Raw genomic sequence first — 18,436 nt, 5'->3', positions numbered from 1 at the left:
GCCTTCCGGTGAGCGGGGCTGTCGTCCGGCCGAGCATTACCCGTCGATCCGGCGCTCACGCGAAGATCGCAATAGTCATACGGATCGGCGGGGGTGTCCGACGGACGGCTGCCCGTCAGGCACCCCCGCCGATCGGGCGGATTCCGGCCAGGCCCTGCTCAGGCCCGGGAAACCCGCACGTCAGCGGCCTTCACAAAGGCCACCCGATGGCCGAACTGGATCTCGTAGTACTCCTCCTGGCCGCGCACGACCGTGTGCCCCGTGACGTCGAACGTCGGTGCGTAGAAGTACTCGCCCGGTGTGCGGCCGCCCACCACGTACCGCTGCCCCGCGAGGAGCTTGTACGGCAGGGGGGACACCGCCTGCACCGGGACGCCGGCCGGATAGGCCGAGGCCTCCGGATAGGCCCGCCCGTACACCGGAACCGACGCCACGCCGTCCCTCGGCGTGAGCACCTGCCCCCGCGCGTTCACCGCCGTCGGCTCCTGTTTCGGGTTGTGGAACCACGCCCGCTGCCCGAGGTACCAGATCGCCGTCCAGTCGCCCTGCCGCTCGGCCACCGCGAAGCTCTGGCCGGTGGAGGCCCGCGCCCCCGTGTCGTTGACCCCGGTCGTCGAAGCCTGCCCGCCCGGCCGGAGCCCGATGTCCTGCACCAGCGGCGCGTCCGCGCTCGGCGCGGTGTGCAGGCGCACGGCCCCGCTCCCGTGCGGCGCACACGCCTCCCCGGCGGTCACGCAGCCCGTGTACACCGGCTGGTGCGCCGCGTAGTCCGGACGGATCGTCACCACCCCGGCGTCCGGCCCCGCGCTCGGCGTGATCGGGCGACCCAGCAGCTGGAAGTAGTGCGCCCAGTCCCAGTACGGCCCGGGGTCCGTGTGCATGCCCTTGATCGTCGACGTGACCGTCCCCGGCACGTTGTCGTGGCCCAGGATGTGCTGCCGGTCCAGCGGGATGCCGTACCGCTTCGCCAGATGGCGCACCAGCCGGGCGGAGCTCCGGTACATCGCCTCCGTGTACCAGGAGTCCGGGGAGGTGAGGAAGCCCTCGTGCTCCAGGCCCACCGACTTGGCGTTCACGAACCAGTTACCCGCGTGCCAGCCCACGTCCTTGAGCGACAGGTGCTGTGCGATGTGCCCGTCCGAGGAGCGCAGCGAGTACTGCCACGACACGTACGTCGGGTCCTGCACCAGCCGCAGGGTGGTGTCCCAGCTCGCCTCGGTGTCGTGGATCACGATGTAGTCCACCGACTGCGAGCCCGGCCGGTCCCCCAGGTCGTGGTTGCCGTAGTCGCCGTCCCCGAACTCCTCGTACGGGGCCGGGATCCACTCGCACGCCACCGACGGCGGGCACTCCACCGGGCCCCTCGCGGGCGCCCGCAGCCCGAGCGCGGCCGCCTGGCCGCGCGCCGGGGCCACGCCCGGATCGGCCGCGAGGGTGACCTGCTGCCCGCTGTCCGTGGTCCGAGACTCGCCGGTGCGGATCACGTCGAAGACGTCGTCCGCGTAGGCCGTCGCGGTCCCCGAGTCGTCCGCACCCGAGTAGCGCGCCACCGCCCCGTACCAGGCGGCCGGATCGGTGCTCGCCGGCAGCCCCGCCTCCCGCTGCGCGGCGGCCAGCAGCGCCGCGCCGCCCTCGATGTTCGCCGCCGTGCTCGTCCGGAGCTCCTCGGCGGACCGGCCGGACAGCTCGGCCGCACGCTCCAGCGTCCGCAGCCGGGGCGGCGGTGCGACGGCCGGCGGCGAGGCCCGGGTCTCGGGGGCCGGCCGCGGCGGCCGCGCGTCGTCACCACGGGCGTCCTCCGCCCCCTGCGCATGGTGCGGCGCCTCAGCGAGCGCGGTCACCGCATCGGTCAGGTGCATCGGGCCGTAGCCGCCGGTCACGCTCGGCGCACCGCCGTGGGTGTCCCAGCGCGACTGGAGGTACGACACGGCGAGCAGCACGCTCTGCGGGACGCCGTGCCGCTCGGCCGCCACCGCGAACTGCCGCTGCAGCGAACCCGCCACGGGCTCGTCGGCGGTGGCCGGCGCCCAACCGGTCGGCGCGCCGAACAGCAGGGGGAGGAGCAGGGCGACGGGTGCGACACGTCTGAGGGACGTGGAACGGAGCAAGGCAGCCTCCAGGAACGGGTGGGGGAGCGGGGGCGTGCGGGACCGAACCCGTACAGGGGTAGCGGCTCCCGGACCATCCGTCAATCACCCCTCCACGCAGGCGATTTCCCATGTCAGACGAGTTTCGCGCGGACGGCGCGCCCGCCTGCGGTGCGTCAGTGGAGTAGACCAATAAGGGTGCCGCGGCCGGATTCCACACACCGGCGTCCCGGGCAGCAGGCCCGGTGCGGCGACGAGACCGAGGCCGACCGCCCGCTGCGCCGCAATTCCTCGGCGCGATGATGTTGGATGGGCGGCATGGTGAGACGCAAGAAAGAGAAGAGGGAGCAGCCCGCCTGGGGCGTTCCGACAGGGATCCTTCTGCTTGCGACGCCGGAAGGCTGGCGCACCAGCGTCCTCACCGGACGCGGAAATCTCTGCGGCCGGCTGGACGTGCCGATCGACACCGACCCGCACGACGCGCGGGCAGCTGCGGCGCGGAGGGTGAGGGAACTCGCGCGCCTCTTCCATGGCGTGGACGTCGAGGTGAGGTGGGACCAGCCCCAGGAGCCCTGGTCATGGACCGCCCAGGTCACCCTCGCCCCCGTTGACGAACCGCCCGACGCCGAAGGCTGAACGCGCGCCAGAGCCGGTTCTCGCGAACACGGCCATCAGTGGGGCGTCGAGGCCCGAAGCTGTCGCCACACAGCGTCGGGCTTCCCCGCTCGGCCCCCGAGGGAGCCGGGCCGCACCTGCCTCCTGAGGGAAGCGGTCCCGTGCGCTCGCGCGAGGGAGGCGACTCCTGCCGACCACCCCGCCCCGGCGCACACGGAAACGCCGCGCGCCCGGTGTGTCGGCACCGGGCGCGCGGCGCGCCACCCCCGTCTCGTGTCGGCCCGCTCAGCGCGTCCCGACCGCCGCGCGCACGGCTCGCCGAGCCATCGCGCAGTCGTCGTGCAGCCGCCGCAGCAACAACCGCTGCTCCTCGCCGGGCGACACCGCACCCGCGGGCACCGGCACCGAACCGGCCGGCGGCGCCTCCCTCATCGTGCGCTGCACCGCCGTCTCGTACGTACGAATCTCCCGGGTCAGCACGATCATCAGGTTCACCAGGAACGCGTCCCGGGACGCCGTGCCCGCCTGCTGCGCCAGCTGGCTGATCTGACGCCGCGCCAGCGGTGCGTCGCCCAGGACCGACCACAGGGTCGCCAGGTCGTACCCGGGCAGATACCAGCCCGCGTGCTCCCAGTCGACCAGCACCGGACCGGCCGGCGACAGCAGCATGTTGGACAGCAGCGCGTCACCGTGACAGAACTGCCCCATGCCCTGCCGGCCGCCCGCCTGCGCAAGCCCGTGCAGCAGCTTCTGCAGGTCGTCCCGGTCCCGGTCGGTGAACAGCCCCAGCTCGTGGTAGCGCGCGATCCGCGCCCCGTAGTCGAGCGGCGCGTCGAAGGTCCCGGCCGGCGGACGCCAGGCGTTGAGCCGGGCGATCGCACCGAGCGCGGCCCGGACGTCCGCGCGGGGCGGCGCCTCGACGGGGTGGCGGGTCAGCGCCGCCGCCCGCCCCGGCATCCGCTCGATGACCAGCGTGCAGTTCTCCGGGTCCGCCGCGATCAGCCGCGGCGCGCGCACCGGCGGACGATGTCGGACGAACGAGCGGTACGACGCTATTTCGTGCCTGAACCGCTCGACCCACGCGGAGGAGTGGTCCAGTAAACACTTCGCGACCGCCGTGGTCCTTCCGGTCGTGCCGACGATCAGCACCGAACGTCCGCTGCGTCGCAGCACCTGCACCGGGTTGAACTCCGGACAGATCCGGTGGACGGACGCGATCGCCATGCGCAGCTGCGCGCCCTGGGGGCCGGACAGATCGATTCTTCCACTCGGCTGGACGGTGCTCCCGGCCCAGCGCCTCGGCCGCACGGCTCCCTGGGTGGGAGCGGGGGCCAGGTACGGTCCGGAACCGCCCGGGAGGGTGCGGATCAGCGGTCGGGGCCGGGCGGTCACGGAGGACGATGCTGTGTACATGGAGGTGACAGATCCCTTCGTGCGCCGACGAGTTGCGTGCGTCGCCCCGCCCGCCCGACCGAACCGCACCCTGGGGAAAATGAGGGCCGGTCGACGGGGCGGGGTGGCGCATTCCTACCTGACACCCGGGCGCGGGTGGCGGAACATCGGGCGCACCCTGGCGAACCCTGGCGAATAGTCGCCAGCCCTATGACAGGGGGTTACTGTCAACTCAGCCGAGAACCTGGGGGCTTAGACGTGACCGGACAGACCAACACCCGCCTGGCAGACCTCTTCGGCCTCGCCGGCTGGTCCAAGGGCGAACTCGCGAGACTCGTGAACCGGCAGGCGGCGGCCATGGGCCACCCGCAGCTGGCGACCGACACCTCGCGGGTGCGGCGCTGGATCGACATGGGGGAGACCCCGCGCGATCCCGTGCCCCGGGTGCTGGCAGCGCTGTTCACCGAGCGACTCGGCCGTGTCGTGACCATCGAGGACCTCGGGTTCGTACGACACGGGCGCGCCGGCAAGCGGCGGGACGTCAGGAACACCGACAACCCTGACGGGCTGCCCTGGGCGCCCGAACGTACGGCAGCGGTCCTCACCGAATTCACGGGAATGGACCTCATGCTCAACCGACGCGGCCTGGTGGGCGCGGGCGCCGCGCTTGCCGCCGGCTCCGTACTCACCAGCGCCATGCACGACTGGCTCCACACCGACCCCGCACGCCCCGGCGCAGCCCCCAGCGCCGTCGATCCCCTCCACGCCGACCCCGCTGGGTACGACCGTTACGAGGCCGCCCCCATCGGGTCGGAGGAGATCGAGGCCCTGGAACGCTCCGTCGAGGTCTTCCGCGCCTGGGATGCCTCCCGCGGCGGCGGCCTGCAGCGCAAGGCGGTCGTGGGCCAGCTCAACGAGGTGGGCGGCATGCTCGCCTACCACCACCCCGACCACCTCCAGCGGCGCCTGTGGGGCGTCGCCGCGAACCTGGCCGTCCTGGCCGGCTGGATGTCCCATGACGTCGGGCTGGAACCCACCGCCCAGAAGTACTTCGTCATCGCCGCCCACGCTGCCCGTGAGGGCGGCGACCGGCCACGCGCCGGCGAGGCGCTCTCCCGCGCCGCCCGTCAGATGGTCCATCTGGGCCGGCCCGACGAGGCGCTCGATCTGATGAAGCTCGCCAAGTCCGGCGCCGGGGAGCGGCTGCTCCCGCGCACGCAGGCCATGTTCCAGACCATCGAGGCGTGGGCGCAGGCGTCGATGGGGCGCGGCCAGGCGATGCGCCGCACCCTCGGCGAGGCCGAGGACCTCTTCGTCTCCGACAAGGGCGGCGAGAAGCCGAGTTGGATGCAGAACTTCGACGAGGCCGACCTCCACGGCATGCAGGCGCTCGCCTATCGCACGCTCGCCGAGCACGATCCGGCCGCCGCGGTCCCGGCCCAGCGTCACGCCAAGCTCGCCCTGGAGCTCCGACGGCACGGCCACGACCGCTCCAAGCTCTTCGACCACATCTCGCTCGCCTCGGCCTGTTTCATCGCCGACGACCCGGAGCAGGCCGACCGCTACGCGCGACTCGCCCTCGTGTCCATGGGCGACACCTCCTCGCACCGGACCTGGGACCGCCTGCGCCAGATGTACCGGCTCACCGGCCAGTACGCGGGCTACAGCAAGATCGAGGATCTGCGGGAGGAGATCGAGACGGCGCTCCCGAAGGCGCCGGCGAACCGTCCCAGGACCGGAGAGGCGTGACGGGCGCCGGAACCGGGCCCCGGTGCCGTCCGGGTGCGCCGGGTGGGCGTCAACCGAGAGCCACGGGCGGCGGGAAGGGAGCGGACGGAGCGGACCGCATGGCTCGACGGGTCCGCCCCTGATGTCACGGCCCGCGAGCCGTGCCGGTCGCGTCGGGCGTGTCGCGAACGACCGGACTCGCCTCCCACGGCGTGTCGCTGCCATGGGCGCGGTGCGGTGTGGACCGGCGTGTGCCGCACCGAGCGTGGCGCGGTTACGGGTACGGCCGTGTGGGGTCCCGGGTGGGGACACCCCGTCGGCCGTGTCGATCGCGTGCGCGCCGCGACCGCGTGCGGGCCGTCCCGTCCGCGTGCCGCCCTGAGCCCGGGCCGGCCGTGACGGAGCCACCGTCGCAGCCGGAACGGTTTACGCGCCGACCCGGACCACCATCACGCAGGCGTCGTCCTCGCGCGGGCCCTCGCCGAACTCCTCCAGCACCGAACGGACCCCGTCCTGGGCGTCGCGGGCGGCGCACAGGCGCGGCGCGAGGGCGAGCAGCCGCTCCGTACCGCTGTCGTCCATGCAGTCGTCGGTCCTGGTCAGTCCGTCGGTGTGCAGCAGCAGCAGGTCGCCGGGGAGCAGGCGGGTCTCGGCCTCCTCGTACGCCGCGCCGGTCGTGGCGCCGAGCAGCACCCCCTCCGGACGGGACAGGGCGCGCCCCGTCCCGTCGCGGAACAGCAGCGGTGCGGGGTGGCCGGCCTGCGCCCAGCTGAGCGTCTGCGCCGCCGGGTCGTAGCGGCAGCACATGGCACTGCCCAGGGCAGGCTGGACGGAGGTCTCCAGGAGCTGGTTGAGGTGCCCCATCAGCGCGCCCGGCCTGATGCCGGCCACGGCCATGCCGCGCAGCGCGCCCAGCAGCATCGCCATGGACGACGTGGCCGACACGCCGTGCCCGGTCAGGTCGCCCACCGTCAGCAGCGCGTCCCCGTCCGGGAGCGCCAGCGCGTCGTACCAGTCGCCGCCGATGAGACCGGTCGTGGCGGCCGGCAGATAGTGCCCGGCCACGTCGAGCGGGGCGGGGCCGTCGTGCGCGAAGCGGAGGGAGCCGCGCCACGGCGGCAGTACGGCCTCCTGGAGTTCGACCGCGACGCGCCGCTCGGTGTGCTCGATGTGCTGGTGGCGCCGGAGGGTGTCCCGGCTCTCCCGGACCGCGCGCTCGCTGCGGCGCAACTCGCTGACGTCGCGCAGCACGGCCCACATGGACGCCGTGCAACCGTCGGGGTCGAGGACCGGCTCGCCCGTCATGTGGACGGTGCGGACCCGGCCGTCGGTGCGGACGATCCGGAACTCGCCGTCGATCGGCTTTCCGTCGATCAGGCAGTCCGTCACCATCGCCTGGAGAAGGGGCTGGTCCTCGGCGAAGACCATCGAGGGCAGCTCGTCGAGTGACATCGGGCCGCTCTCCTCGGGACGGCCGAAGATCTGGAACAGCTCGTCGGACCAGTGCACGTCGTCGGTGAGCAGGTCCCACTCGGCGCTGCCGACCCGGGAGAGCAGGGAACCGGTCAGCCGGGGCGCCGGCACGGTCTCGGCGGCGGACTCGGCGTAGGCGGCCGCCGAGTCGGGCTCGTACGGGGCGGGCAGTCCTTGCTTCAACTGGCCCAGGTGCTCGTCGAGATCGTCCAGCTGGTGCACGGCCAGATCGCACAGCGCGCGCTGCCACCGGTTGTGCGGGTCGTCCTCGTCCACGACGGCGTCCCGGCGCACCGCGTCCACGTCGCCGCGCAGCCGACGCGTCTGCGAGATCAGCGCGTCCACCGTGCAGGGCTCGGGAGGCTGGGCGGGACGGTCCGCGAAGAGATGGGACGGCATGTCGTACTCCGATGCAGGCGACGTGGCGCGGCCAAGTCTGGAAGGTGAAGCCCGGGTTCGACTTTGGCACAGCCCGGGACACCCTGTAAGGGATTTGGCAACACTCGATACGGTGGTGCTTATGGCATATGCCTAAGGCCCACCAGGGGACCAGTCGACATTCGGCCACACCGCCACGGGTTACGGTGCTGCTGTGGTGAGCGACTCGGAGAACACAATGGGTACAGCGCTGCTGCTGGCTGCGGCACCGGCCGGGCGGGGGCGGGCGATCGACGCGGCGTCCGTGCTGCCCGCGCTCGCGGCGGTCCAGGCCGGGGTGCTCGCGGGCACGGACATGGCGACGGTCGTCGAACTGGCGGACCCGCTCGACCCGCAGACCGTCCTCACCCGCCTGCGCTCGGCCGCGGCGAGCCCCGGCCCGCTCGCCCTCTACCTCGCCGGCCAGCTCCAACTCGACCGGCGCCAGCAACTGCCCCACCTGGCGCTCGCCCGGAGCACGCCGACGACCCTGCGCTACACCGGACTTCCCTGGCACTGGCTCGCCGCCGAGCTCGCGGCACGCCGCCCGGGCACGACCACGGTCGTCGCCGACCTCGCCGCGGACCCGGCCCTGTGGCAGCGCCTCGCCGCCGACCGCAACGTCCTGAGCCTCGGGCAGGCCGTCCCCCTCTACGCCCGCATCACCCCCTTCCCCCGCCGCGGCGACCTTTTCGCCCCCGACTACCTCCGGCACTTCGCGACCCTGTGGCGCACGGGCGCCCGCCCTCCGCTGCCCACGCTCCACGCGGAGGCGGCGGCAGCCGCGGCGGCGGCGAGCGAGACGGAGTCGCTTCTCCTCACCCCGTCGATCCCGGCGGACGCCGCGGCCACCCCGGGGCCCCTGCCCCAGCCCTTCGGTGCGGTGGCGCCCGTGGACTCCCCGCCGACCCGCCGCCTCGGCCGGGCGGGTCTCGCGCATCGGGCGGCGAGCCTGGGCGCCCAGCGCGCCGGTGCGGCCGGGGGCACGGCGTCGGTGACAGCGACGCCCGTACGCCCGGCGGGGGCCGTCGAGGCTCCGACCGGCGCGGAAGCGATGCCGCGTTCGGTGGCTGCCGCCGCTTCGGCGGTCATGGACCCTCACGACGACTGGAAACCGTCCGCCGTGCCGGCCCCGGTGGCCGAATCGGCCCGCGTGTCGCCGTCGCCAGTGCAGGACACGCCAACGGGTGACGTGTTTACGGACATTGCCGCGCTGGGTGCTGCTCCGGCCGATGGGACGTCGACCGAGGGGCGGCAAGGGACGGCGGACGTACCGGAGTCACCTCCGACGTCGGCCGGCCGGGAGACCGGGGACGAAGGGGCCCGTCGGCCCACCGAGGAGCCGCCCGCCTCGGCCGCGCCGGTCGGCGAGGGTTCCGTCGCCGAGTCCGAGCCCGTGCCCGTGCCCGTGCCCGTGCCCGAGTCCGTGCCCGCCGGGGCGCCGGCAGAGCCCGAGCCCGTGCCCGCCGCGGCGCCGGCAGAGTCCGAGTCCGTGCCCGCCGCGGCGCCGGCAGAGCCCGAGCCCGATTCCGAGTCCCGCCCCGAACCGGGGCCCGGGCCGGCCGCCGAGGCGGGACCGGAGCCGGCGCCCGAGCCGCGAGGCGCATCGACTCCCGAGGGGGCTCCCGAGAGAATCGCCGCACCGGCCCCCTCGGCCCGGCCCGAGCAGCACGTCGACCCGCAGCCGACCGCCGAGCCGCGCCTGCAGTCGGAGCCGGCCTCCGAGCCGCAGCCGCAGCCACAACCGACCGCCGTGCCGCAGCCGCAGCCGCAGTCGGAGCCACGGGCACAGCCGGAGCCGCACGCACCGTCGGATCCGCACGAAGGACCGGCGGCGTCCCCGGAACGGGCGGCGGGCATGCCGCAGTACGGCCCCGCGGCCGACGACGAGCCGAAGCCCACGCCCGCCCGGGTCCCCGGCCCCGCCCTCGTCACGCCCTCCCCGGCGGTCCGGGTGCCCCCGCGGCCCGCGTACGCCCCGGGGAGCGCGGCGGTGCCGGAGGGGCCGCGGCGGCCGGTGCCCGGCGCAGGGTCTGACGGGCCGCCGCGGCCCGGGAGCGAGGCGGATCCGCATCCGGCGATCCTCGCGGCGGCCATGGCCGGGCGGCACGGAGAGGCGGCGGCGATGGCAGCGGCCTGGGAGAGCGACGCCCTGCGGCGGTACGGGCCGCGGTCGGGGGAGGCGCTGCACTGGGTGGAGGTGCGGGCGGATCTGGCGCGCCTCGCGGGGGAGCCCGCGCGGAGCTGCGAGCTGTGGATCGCCGCCGCGCAGGCCCGGCTCGGGTTGCGGCAGGGGCCCGACGAGCCGGACGTCGAGGGCGCGGTGGACCGGGCGCACCACCAGTGGGAGCAGATCCGGGATCCGGCCCGCGCCCGCGCGCTCGGTCCGGCGCTCGTGGAACTGCGCCGTGCCGTGCCGGGCCGGCGCGCCGGGGCGCTGGCCGCGCTCCAGAAGCGGCTGGCGCAATGAACTCCCCGGCTACCGCGGGGTCGTGGCCCTGCGGGCCGCCTGGGGCGCGGTCCGTACCGTGATGGTTGATCAGATGGCGGACGCCCGCGCCGAACCGGCCTCGCAGGTCCTGTGGTGCGAGCTGTCGTCCCCCGCCGGTCTCGCGAGCCCGCACGCACGACCCCGCCGACGAGGACGCTCCCGTGTCTGCGTCGCCACCTCCCGCGGCTCCACGGACCCGCCACCGCCCGAGTCGCCCACCCACCGGCGGATCCCTCGGAGGGGACGAGGCGAGGGCCCTCCTCGACAAGGCCTGAGCCCCTCGGCCAGGACCCCACGCCCGTCCGCCACCACTCCACCGGAGCGCACGCCATGACCGCTCGGCAGCCCCTCACCTACGCCGCGTTCGTCGAACTCGCCTCCGCCGATCCGGCTGTCGTGGGGCTCGTCCTCAAGGGCTCCCAGGCCCACGAGGGCATGGCCACCACGCACTCGGACCACGACCTCTACGTCGTCCTCGCCGACGGCGTGGCAACGCCGCTCACCCGCCACGCCGGGCACCGCACCTCGGAGCTCGACCTGGTCATCCTGACCCTGGAGGAGTTCCGGGCCGTCGGAATGCCGGGCTTCGAACGTTACGCCCTGGCCCGCGCCCGGATCGTGCTCGACCGGCTCGACGGGGAGATCGCCCGGATCCTGGCGGCCAAGGCGCGGCTCGACGCGGGCGAAGCGTTCCGGGACGCCGGCGAGTGGCTTGACGCCTACGCCAACTCCCTCTACCGCTCGGTCAAGAACGCTCGGGACGGCCATGCGCTCGCTGCCCGACTCGATGCGGTCGACAGTGTGCGGTTCCTGTTGGAGCTGCTCTTCGCGCTCGACCGCCGCCCCCGTCCCTACAACAAGTACCTCGAGTGGGAGCTCGGCCGGCACCCCCTGCCCGGGTGGGACACCCGCGCGCTGTGCGACGCGCTCGACCGCATCTCCCGTACGGGCGACCCCTCCGCGCAGCGGGCGCTCTTCGCCCGGGTCGAGGGGCAGGCCCGCCGGGCCGGGCACGGCGCGGTGCTGGACGCGTGGGGAGCGGACCTGGAACTCATGCGCCCGGAGGCAGGCGGCGACGAGGGTCGGGACCGGGCACCCTGATCCGACCGGCAGGGAGGCGCCACGGGTCGCGCCTGCGGTTCGGCACGGCGATCCGCAGGTCGGTCCGTGGTGCGGGTCGCAGGTCGGTGCGGGCCGGGGCCACCCCGCCGTCCGGCGTCCGTCGTACGGCCCGGGGCCTGTCATCATCGACGTATGGCTCCTTCCCCGGCACCGGCCACTCCGGCCGAGCCCCTCGTCACCGAGCGGCTCGTGCTGCGGGCCGTGCGTGAACGGGACCTTCCCGCAGTGACGCGGCTGTGGACCGATCCCGAGGTGCGGCGGCATCTGGGCGGGCCTGTGGTCGAGTCCGTGATCCGCATCCGGCAGCGACGCATCGTCGGCGCGCCCGGCTTCCACGCGGTGGAGCGGGTCTCCGACGGAGTCGTTCTCGGCCTGGTGACCGTGGAGCGGGCGGGCCGGCACGGAGAGACCGAGGTGTCGTACCAGTTCCTCCCCGAGCACTGGGGGCACGGCTATGCCCGCGAGGCCGTCCTCGCGGTCGTCGAACGGGCCTTGGAGGACGTGCCGGCGGTCGTCGCCGTCACCCAGGAGGCCAACACGCGCTCCCGGCGCCTTCTGGAGGCCGTGGGCATGACCCACGCGGAGTCCTTCGTCGAGTGGGACGCCCATCAGGTGCTCTACCGGCGCGGGCGGAGCTGACACCCGGGGCGATCACGGCGCTTCCGGGGCGGCGGCGGACGACAGGGCCGCCACCGCCCGCTCCAGCCGCGCCGCCCGCGTCTTCGGCGTCCGGGCCTGCCACAGACTGAGGATGATCAGGTACCGGTCGGTCTTCCCGAGGGCCTCGAACGCGCCCGCCGCCCCCGGGGCGGCCGCCAGGGCCGCCGCCAGGTCGTCCGGGACGGTCGCGTCCTTCTGGGAGGGGTACGCGGCCGCCCAGCGTCCGTCCGCCTGCGCCGCCCGCACCTCCGCGAGGCCCGGCTCGCGCATCCGGCCGGCGGCGAGGAGCGCGTCGACCTGCCGCACGTTCACCTGCGACCAGAGGCTGCGCGGGCGGCGCGGGGTGATCTTCTGGACGTAGCTCCGCTCGTCGCGTGCCTTGCGCTTGCCGGTGATCCAGCCGAAGGCGAGCGTGGCGTCGAGGATGTCCTCGGCCGTGGGCGAGCTCAGGTCCGATCCGCTCCTGCCCAGGAGCAGCCAGATGCCCGGCGTGTCCGCGTGGTGCCGCTCCAGCCAGGTCTCCAGCTCCGGTCCGTCGACGAACGCGATCACCGCGAGCCCCTCGACCGATTCGCTCGTCTCCATTGGACGCTCCCTCCCTGGCCGGCTGAGATCCCTCCCTGGCCGGCCGAGATCGCGACCAGGATAGAGCTACCGCCGGGCACCGGGCGGGACGAACCGGCATTGTCGCGCGCCGCGTTCGGGCGGGGAGCAGCCGCAGAACCCGAACGCGGCGCCCGCGGCGCCACTGAGCGCGGGCTCCACGCAGGTCGGCATGCGTCGACACCGTCGAGGCGGCGCCACCGCCCGCTATGAGGCTCCAGCCGCCCGCCGATCCCGCGCGCCGAGTCCCGCGCGGCGCCCCGCGGTGTCCCCCCGAGGCGAGGAAGCCTCGCAACCTGAGGGCACGGACGGCCCGGAGACCTCGGCCCCTTCGGGGCGGGGAGCGGACGGGTCAGAACCGCGCGTGCGTGGTGATGTCCGACGCGAACTGCTCGATCATCTCCGAGGTCACGGTCGGCCTGCACTGGCCGATCGCGTCCAGGTAGTCCGCCGTGGTCGCGCCGGGCGCCGGCGCGCCGACGACGCCCTGGCCGCCGACCGTCCCCAGATCCCGCTCGAAGGAGTTCTGCGCCGCGATCCGCGCCGCGTGCTCGATGTCGGCCGGGGTGAGGAGATCGCTCGCGGCGACCAGCGCGTCCACGTCGACGTCCGGGCGGGCGCCGGTGTAGCGCGCCCAGATGGCCGACCGCGCCGCCTTGTCCGGCGTACCGATCGGGATGAGGTAGTCGAAGCGGCCGGGGCGCAGGAAGGCCGGGTCGAGGGAGCGGATGGAGTTCGTGGCACAGACCAGCAGTCGTTCGTCGCGCTCCCTGAACCCCGGGATGAGCTTGAGCAGTTCGTTCGTCACCCCGTGCATCCCGCCCGGTTGCACGGGTTCGGTGCGTACGGGGGCGATCTCCTCGACCTCGTCGATGAAGACCAGCACCTGGTCGAGTTCGGCGATACGGGCGAAGGCGGTGCGCAGAGCCGCCGCCAGATTGCCCTCGTCGGCGAGGCGGGAGGGCAGGATCTCCACGAACGGCCAGCCGAGCCGCGAGGCGATGGCCCGGGCGAAGGTGGTCTTGCCGGTGCCGGGCGGCCCGAAGAGCCCGATGGCGCGCGGCGGGCGCACGCCGTGGCGCGCGGCCCGCTCGGGTTCGGCGAGCGGCAGCACGACCCGCCGTTCGATCAGGTCCTTCTCGCGTTCCATGCCGGCCACCCTGGCCCACAGGTCGGTGGGCAGAACGCGGCCACCGAGGTCGTCGAGGAGGCTCGCGGCCGGGCCGTGGAGCGGTTCGACCTTCTCGAAGTAGGCGACGGCCGGCTGGCGGGTGTATCCGGCGTTGAGCAGTCCCTCGCCGAGGAGTTCCTCCTCGGGCAGCACGTAGGCGATCCGTGCCACCCGGGCGGCGACCAGGCGTCGTTCCAGCTCGACCAGCAGGGCGCTGGCCAGGCCTCGGCCGCGCCACGCCGAGGAGATGGCGATGCGCATCACCCAGGCCCGTTCGCCCGCGACGCAGGCGAGCGCGGCGCCGATCGGGACGCCCTGGTGGACGGCGACGACGGCCGGCTGGCGGGTGGTGAGGGCGCCGATGCATTCGGCGAGCGAGAACACGGACTCCTGGCCGAGTTCGGCCGTCGTGTCGATCAGATGGACGACCGCGGCGAGATCGCTCTCGCGGTAGTCGTGGATGAGCCAGTTCACGGGTGGTACCGCCCCTCGTACGTACTGTCGCGCCTGGTGTCGGCGAGGCTAGGCGCGGCGGTCGGGGCGGGTCCTCCGCCACCGTGCACAAGGCAAGGGCGTCGATTGCGCCGGAGCGGCTCTATGCGGACGGTCCGGAAAGGGCGAAGCCCCCGGAAGGAGGACCTTCCGGGGGCTTCGGGGAAAGCTGCGCCGAGCGGCTTGGGTAGGGCGGCTCGGTCGGGGCGGGTGCCTTTAGTAGGCGCCGGCCAGCTTCGGGTTCGTGCCGTGCTCGTTCGGGGCCTGGTCGCCCTCGGTGCAGTAGAAGACCAGGAGCACGATGGCGCCCACGAGCGGGATCAGGCCGATGAGCAGCCACCAGCCGGAGCGGCCCGTGTCGTGCAGACGGCGCACCGCGATCGCGAGGCTCGGGACGAGCACCGCGAGCAGGTAGATGAGGCTGAGGAGCTGAATGCCCAGGGCGCCGTCGATGACGGACGCGATGATCGACGCGAGGAGGTTGAACAGCTGGAACATCCAGAATTCCTTGCGGCGCGCCCGGCCGCTGAACACCGCGTACTTCTTGAAGGCTTCGAGGTACCAGTTCACTTTGTCCCCCCAAGGACTGGGTTGAGAGCGGGAGCCTGTCCCTGTGGAGCTAGGCTTACGCAGAACTTATGTGGCCGAAACGGCGTGGGTCAATTCGTTACCTGGCAGTGGCCGTTCACAGACACCGGCGGGACAGAAGTGAACGGCGTCGTCCCCTCTTGTGCGAGGGGGCGACGCCGTCCGAGAGTGGTTCCGCTGTCACGTCCTTCTCTTGCTCATGAGCAGTCCGCCCGCCGTGAGGGCGAAGAGGCAGACACAGGCACCCGTGATGACGTTGCTGAGGATCGCGCCGGTGCCGGCGTCCCGGGAGACCACCCACGGAGAGACGATCAGCCACACACCCATCAGCAGCACCACGAGGTTCAGGTCCTGGGACCGTTCCGGAGCCATCGACATGCACAGCCCCAGGCCGGCGAGCGCGAGGCCGACGATGAGGTTGCTGATCGCGAGCTCCGGCTTCGCGGCGGCGAAGTGGACCGTCCATGCGGACACGGCGGCGTAGATTCCGGCGATGATCACCAGTTCCTCTACGGCCGCGACACCTCGGGTCTGGAGCATGCGGGCATAACGCTCACGCATTTCTCCCGCGTCCGGGTGTCCCGAGATATCGCCGGGACGGTGAGAGACGTCGGCCATACGACTCGCCTCCTTCTGGCGTCTTGCTGCGTCTGACCGCGCTTGCGGCATCGTGCCGCGGTTTCATTGTGCTCTTATCTGGCCTTTATGTGTAGATGTGTCCGATAAGGGATGTGTACAGAAAAACAGCCCGCGATATGCCCGGAATCGCCAACTCCGCGAAGCGTTCGGCAAAACGTCAGGGAAAGGGAAACCGCGGCCCCGCATCGATATGCGCGGGGCCGCGGAGGGACGGGACCGTCAGGGCGCCGCGGCCGGGCGCGGCGCCCGCGTGTAAGGCCTGGTGATGATCTCCATGTTGTGGCCCGAAGGATCGTCGAAGTAGGCGCCGCGGCCGCCGAACAGGCGGTTGATCCGGCCCGGGTCGGAGTGCTGCGGGTCCGCGAAGTACGGAACGCGCATCCGCTCCAGGCGGTCGATCATCGCGTCGAACTCCTCGTCGGGCACGAGGAACGCGTAGTGGGTGGGGGTGAACGCGGTGTCCTCCGCGTCGTAGTAGTCCAGGGTGACGCCGTTGCCGGTGTCGACGGGCAGGAACGGTCCGAAGGGCGCACCGACCTCCAGGCCGAGCACCTCGGCCAGGAACTCGGCGGAGACCCGCTTGTCACGGGCGAGGACGACGGTGTGATTGAGCTCGACGGCCACAGGGGGTCCTTTCGCAGGGCAGGCGCTGATGTCTTCTCCTCCCGTACGCGAGGTACGGGACGGAGGACCGCGGCGGACCCCGCGCCCACCGGCCGGGGGCGCTCACGCCACGGCCGGGCGCCTCTCTCGATCACGGCCCATGGCCGACCCGGCAGTCATACGGTCACGCTAACCCGTGCCGATCTTCGTGTGCAACGGTGTTGAACGGCCAGGTGCGTCTGGGGCTTGCGGCGTAGCCTGGTAGTGGACTCGGGTTCGCACGTTCCCACCGCCGGGAGGCGGACGATGACCGGAATCGTTTCCAGGAGCTTCGACTCCGCGGACGAGGTCCGTCCCTTCGAGGAGGGCAAGGGCCGACTCGATCTCATCACCACGGGCAGCGGCGCCGTGGGCCGCGCCGTGTTCGAACCGGGCTGGAAGTGGTCGCAGCACGTGAAGCCGCTCGCCGGCACCGACTCGTGCATGGCGCACCATGTCGGCTACGTCGTCAGCGGCCGGATGAAGGTGGTCATGGACGACGGCGAGTCCGCGGACCTGACCCCCGGTCAGTTCTACGAGGTCCAGCCGGGACACGACGCCTGGGTGGAGGGCGACGAAGCCTGCGTGGCGCTGGACTGGGTCGGATTCGTCGACTACGCGAAGTAGCCGGCACATCGTCGGCACGCGAAGGAGCCGAGCCGCCCCGGCTCCCCGGGGGGTACGGCGCTGCCTGCTCGGGAGGCCTGTCCACCGGCCTGAATCGTCACGCGTGGGGCGCGCCCTGCGGCACGATGCGGCACCGGTCCGGTGCGGCAGGGCGCCGAGGTCGAGCGGGGTGGTTCCGCAACGTGGTCAACGGCGAGCGGAGCCGCAGCCCCCGGACCCCGGCCGGCTCCACGGACCGTGCCGACTTCGACGTGGATGACGTCGACGTCTGCGAGGGCTTCGCCGTCTGGCGGGACGAGTGCACCCGTGCCCGCACGATCGTGGACGCCGCACCCTCACCCGACGTCACGAGGACCGTCGGCGAGGAGACGTACGCGCTGCGCCACGTGCTTGCCCACCTGATCGAGGAATACGCGCGCCACAACGAGCATGCCGACCTGCTCCGCGAGCGGATCGACGGCAGCACCGGGGAGTGAGCGGACACCGGCGCGCGCCGACGGGCGACAGGGCGCGCGCCGCCGGGTGACAGTCGGCGCCCAGGCACCGGACGCAGGCGCGAGGCGCTGTTATCGTCGCCGCATGCCGCAGCTGATCACCCCCACCGAGCGACTTCGCACCTCCTGGCTGGAGGCCCACGCCGAGTGGCCCCCCGGCAGCGGTCAGGACGGAGTCGGCCTGTGGCTCGCCCCCCAGAACGCCTTCGCCGTCCCCGAGGTCTTCGCCTCCTGGGTCGGGCGCCTGCGTGAACAGTCCGACCGGACCCGGCCCGTGCCCGAGGGCCGGGTCCACGCCACGCACTGGTGGATCGTCGAGGACGACACGTATCTCGGCGCCATCGACCTGCGCCACGAGCTCAACGACTTCCTGCTGCGCGCGGGCGGCAACATCGGCTACAGCGTCCGCCCCTCCGCCCGCCGCCGTGGCCTCGCCACTTGGGCGCTCGGCGCCGTCCTGCCGGAGGCCCGCGCACTCGGACTCGACCGCGTCCTGCTGACCTGCGACGACACCAACACCGCCTCGGCGCGCACCATCGAGCGCAACGGGGGAGTCCTGGAGGACATCCGCCAGACCGAGATCGGACTCAAGCGGCGCTACTGGATCGCGCTGTAGGCGTCCGTCACGGTGTCGGCAGCGCACCCGCCGCGCTCGTAGGCGTTGCGGAGCGCGGCGGCGGCGTGGTCGCGGACGACCTCCTCGTAACCGAACCGGACGTGCGCGAGCCGTACGACGTCCTCCACGGTCACGATCGCCGGCTCGCCGTGGCCCGCCGCGTCCCGCGCCGAGGCGATCGCCAGCTCGGCGGAACGGGTCAGCGCGCGCAGATACGCCTGCCAGGCGAGGGCCCGCGCCCGCCGGGGGGCCGGCGGACGCACCGCGCGCCCTTTCCAGAGCACGCCGGCCGCCATGAGCACGGCGCCGGTCACGACCACCAGGACACCGAGGGTCGCGTCGGGAGTCAGCTTCACACCGCCTCCCTTCCCCGCCGGTGACGTGGCGAACCGGCATCGGCGCATCCACGCCCGACGGCGTCCCGTCCCCCACCACCCCGACCCGCCCCCTGCGGTGCCTCCGCGCCCGGGTGACTCTGGTGGAGGCGGGCGGGTCGGGAGGGTGAGGTGACATGGTTGGGTTACACGTGTCACTCTGCTCCGAGCACCGCACGCCGCCGCACCGGCCAGGCCAGGAAGG

General features: G+C 73.3%; 17 protein-coding genes. 8 read left to right on the top strand and 9 right to left on the bottom strand.

The genetic code is table 11. From position 1 onward, the window contains the following. Positions 1-158 precede the first annotated feature (158 nt). Positions 159-2,108: an N-acetylmuramoyl-L-alanine amidase gene (locus tag ACGF1Z_RS13155; protein WP_393003126.1), complete on the bottom strand. Its 1,950-nt coding sequence runs from the start codon at positions 2,106-2,108 to the stop codon at positions 159-161. A gap of 288 nt (positions 2,109-2,396) precedes the next feature. On the opposite strand from ACGF1Z_RS13155, the gene ACGF1Z_RS13150 reads away from it, so the two are divergent. Continuing rightward, complete coding sequence (locus ACGF1Z_RS13150; RefSeq protein WP_393003124.1) at positions 2,397-2,723, top strand: hypothetical protein; 327 nt, start codon at positions 2,397-2,399, stop codon at positions 2,721-2,723. A 264-nt stretch (positions 2,724-2,987) separates the two neighbouring features. On the opposite strand, the gene ACGF1Z_RS13145 is transcribed toward ACGF1Z_RS13150, so the two are convergent. After that, positions 2,988-4,115, bottom strand: coding sequence for an aminoglycoside phosphotransferase family protein (locus ACGF1Z_RS13145; protein ID WP_393003122.1), 1,128 nt, complete (start codon positions 4,113-4,115; stop codon positions 2,988-2,990). Between the two features lie 237 nt (positions 4,116-4,352). Here ACGF1Z_RS13145 and ACGF1Z_RS13140 point away from each other — a divergent pair, with 237 nt between their 5' ends. Continuing rightward, positions 4,353-5,843: a hypothetical protein gene (locus ACGF1Z_RS13140; RefSeq protein WP_393003120.1), complete on the top strand. Its 1,491-nt coding sequence runs from the start codon at positions 4,353-4,355 to the stop codon at positions 5,841-5,843. Between the two features lie 405 nt (positions 5,844-6,248). On the opposite strand, the gene ACGF1Z_RS13135 is transcribed toward ACGF1Z_RS13140, so the two are convergent. Then, complete coding sequence (locus tag ACGF1Z_RS13135) at positions 6,249-7,694, bottom strand: PP2C family protein-serine/threonine phosphatase (RefSeq protein ID WP_393003118.1); 1,446 nt, start codon at positions 7,692-7,694, stop codon at positions 6,249-6,251. A 217-nt stretch (positions 7,695-7,911) separates the two neighbouring features. Here ACGF1Z_RS13135 and ACGF1Z_RS13130 point away from each other — a divergent pair, with 217 nt between their 5' ends. The 3 genes from ACGF1Z_RS13130 (at position 7,912) to ACGF1Z_RS13120 (ending at position 11,964) form a co-directional block, all read left to right on the top strand. Beyond that, complete coding sequence (locus tag ACGF1Z_RS13130) at positions 7,912-10,182, top strand: hypothetical protein (protein WP_393003116.1); 2,271 nt, start codon at positions 7,912-7,914, stop codon at positions 10,180-10,182. 351 nt (positions 10,183-10,533) lie between these two features. Next, positions 10,534-11,304 carry a hypothetical protein gene (locus tag ACGF1Z_RS13125; RefSeq protein ID WP_393003114.1) on the top strand — a complete coding sequence of 257 codons (771 nt, stop codon included), beginning with the start codon at positions 10,534-10,536 and terminating at the stop codon, positions 11,302-11,304. A gap of 153 nt (positions 11,305-11,457) precedes the next feature. Then, positions 11,458-11,964: a GNAT family N-acetyltransferase gene (locus ACGF1Z_RS13120; RefSeq protein ID WP_393003112.1), complete on the top strand. Its 507-nt coding sequence runs from the start codon at positions 11,458-11,460 to the stop codon at positions 11,962-11,964. Positions 11,965-11,976: 12 nt separating this feature from the next. On the opposite strand, the gene ACGF1Z_RS13115 is transcribed toward ACGF1Z_RS13120, so the two are convergent. The 5 genes from ACGF1Z_RS13115 to ACGF1Z_RS13095 all read right to left on the bottom strand — a co-directional run bounded on the left by ACGF1Z_RS13115 (position 11,977) and on the right by ACGF1Z_RS13095 (position 16,132). Continuing rightward, complete coding sequence (locus ACGF1Z_RS13115) at positions 11,977-12,570, bottom strand: YdeI family protein (protein ID WP_393003110.1); 594 nt, start codon at positions 12,568-12,570, stop codon at positions 11,977-11,979. A gap of 370 nt (positions 12,571-12,940) precedes the next feature. Continuing rightward, a complete protein-coding gene (locus tag ACGF1Z_RS13110) occupies positions 12,941-14,233 on the bottom strand; it encodes an ATP-binding protein (protein WP_393003108.1) in 1,293 nt (430 codons plus the stop codon). A 234-nt stretch (positions 14,234-14,467) separates the two neighbouring features. After that, a complete protein-coding gene (locus tag ACGF1Z_RS13105) occupies positions 14,468-14,821 on the bottom strand; it encodes a DUF805 domain-containing protein (RefSeq protein ID WP_393003106.1) in 354 nt (117 codons plus the stop codon). 198 nt (positions 14,822-15,019) lie between these two features. Next, on the bottom strand, positions 15,020-15,379 hold the full coding sequence (locus ACGF1Z_RS13100; protein WP_393003104.1) for an SPW repeat protein: 360 nt from the start codon (positions 15,377-15,379) through the stop codon (positions 15,020-15,022). A 318-nt stretch (positions 15,380-15,697) separates the two neighbouring features. Further along, the gene (locus ACGF1Z_RS13095) at positions 15,698-16,132 is read right to left on the bottom strand and encodes a VOC family protein (protein WP_393004161.1); all 435 of its coding nucleotides are present in this window, start codon (positions 16,130-16,132) and stop codon (positions 15,698-15,700) included. Between the two features lie 255 nt (positions 16,133-16,387). Between ACGF1Z_RS13095 and ACGF1Z_RS13090 the strand changes: the two genes are divergently transcribed. The 3 genes from ACGF1Z_RS13090 to ACGF1Z_RS13080 all read left to right on the top strand — a co-directional run bounded on the left by ACGF1Z_RS13090 (position 16,388) and on the right by ACGF1Z_RS13080 (position 17,857). Then, a complete protein-coding gene (locus tag ACGF1Z_RS13090; protein WP_393003102.1) occupies positions 16,388-16,747 on the top strand; it encodes a cupin domain-containing protein in 360 nt (119 codons plus the stop codon). A gap of 125 nt (positions 16,748-16,872) precedes the next feature. Continuing rightward, positions 16,873-17,223, top strand: coding sequence for a DUF664 domain-containing protein (locus ACGF1Z_RS13085; protein ID WP_393003100.1), 351 nt, complete (start codon positions 16,873-16,875; stop codon positions 17,221-17,223). A 103-nt stretch (positions 17,224-17,326) separates the two neighbouring features. Beyond that, positions 17,327-17,857, top strand: a complete 531-nt coding sequence (locus ACGF1Z_RS13080) for a GNAT family N-acetyltransferase (RefSeq protein ID WP_393003098.1) — start codon at positions 17,327-17,329, stop codon at positions 17,855-17,857. Here the strand turns inward: ACGF1Z_RS13080 and ACGF1Z_RS13075 are convergent. Continuing rightward, the gene (locus ACGF1Z_RS13075; RefSeq protein ID WP_393003096.1) at positions 17,839-18,213 is read right to left on the bottom strand and encodes a hypothetical protein; all 375 of its coding nucleotides are present in this window, start codon (positions 18,211-18,213) and stop codon (positions 17,839-17,841) included. The genes ACGF1Z_RS13080 and ACGF1Z_RS13075 overlap by 19 nt on opposite strands. Positions 18,214-18,436: the final 223 nt, after the last annotated feature.

Source organism: Streptomyces sp. NPDC048018, from assembly GCF_043202995.1.
Lineage (GTDB): Bacteria > Actinomycetota > Actinomycetes > Streptomycetales > Streptomycetaceae > Streptomyces.
This window is presented reverse-complemented; position numbering and strand designations above follow the sequence as displayed.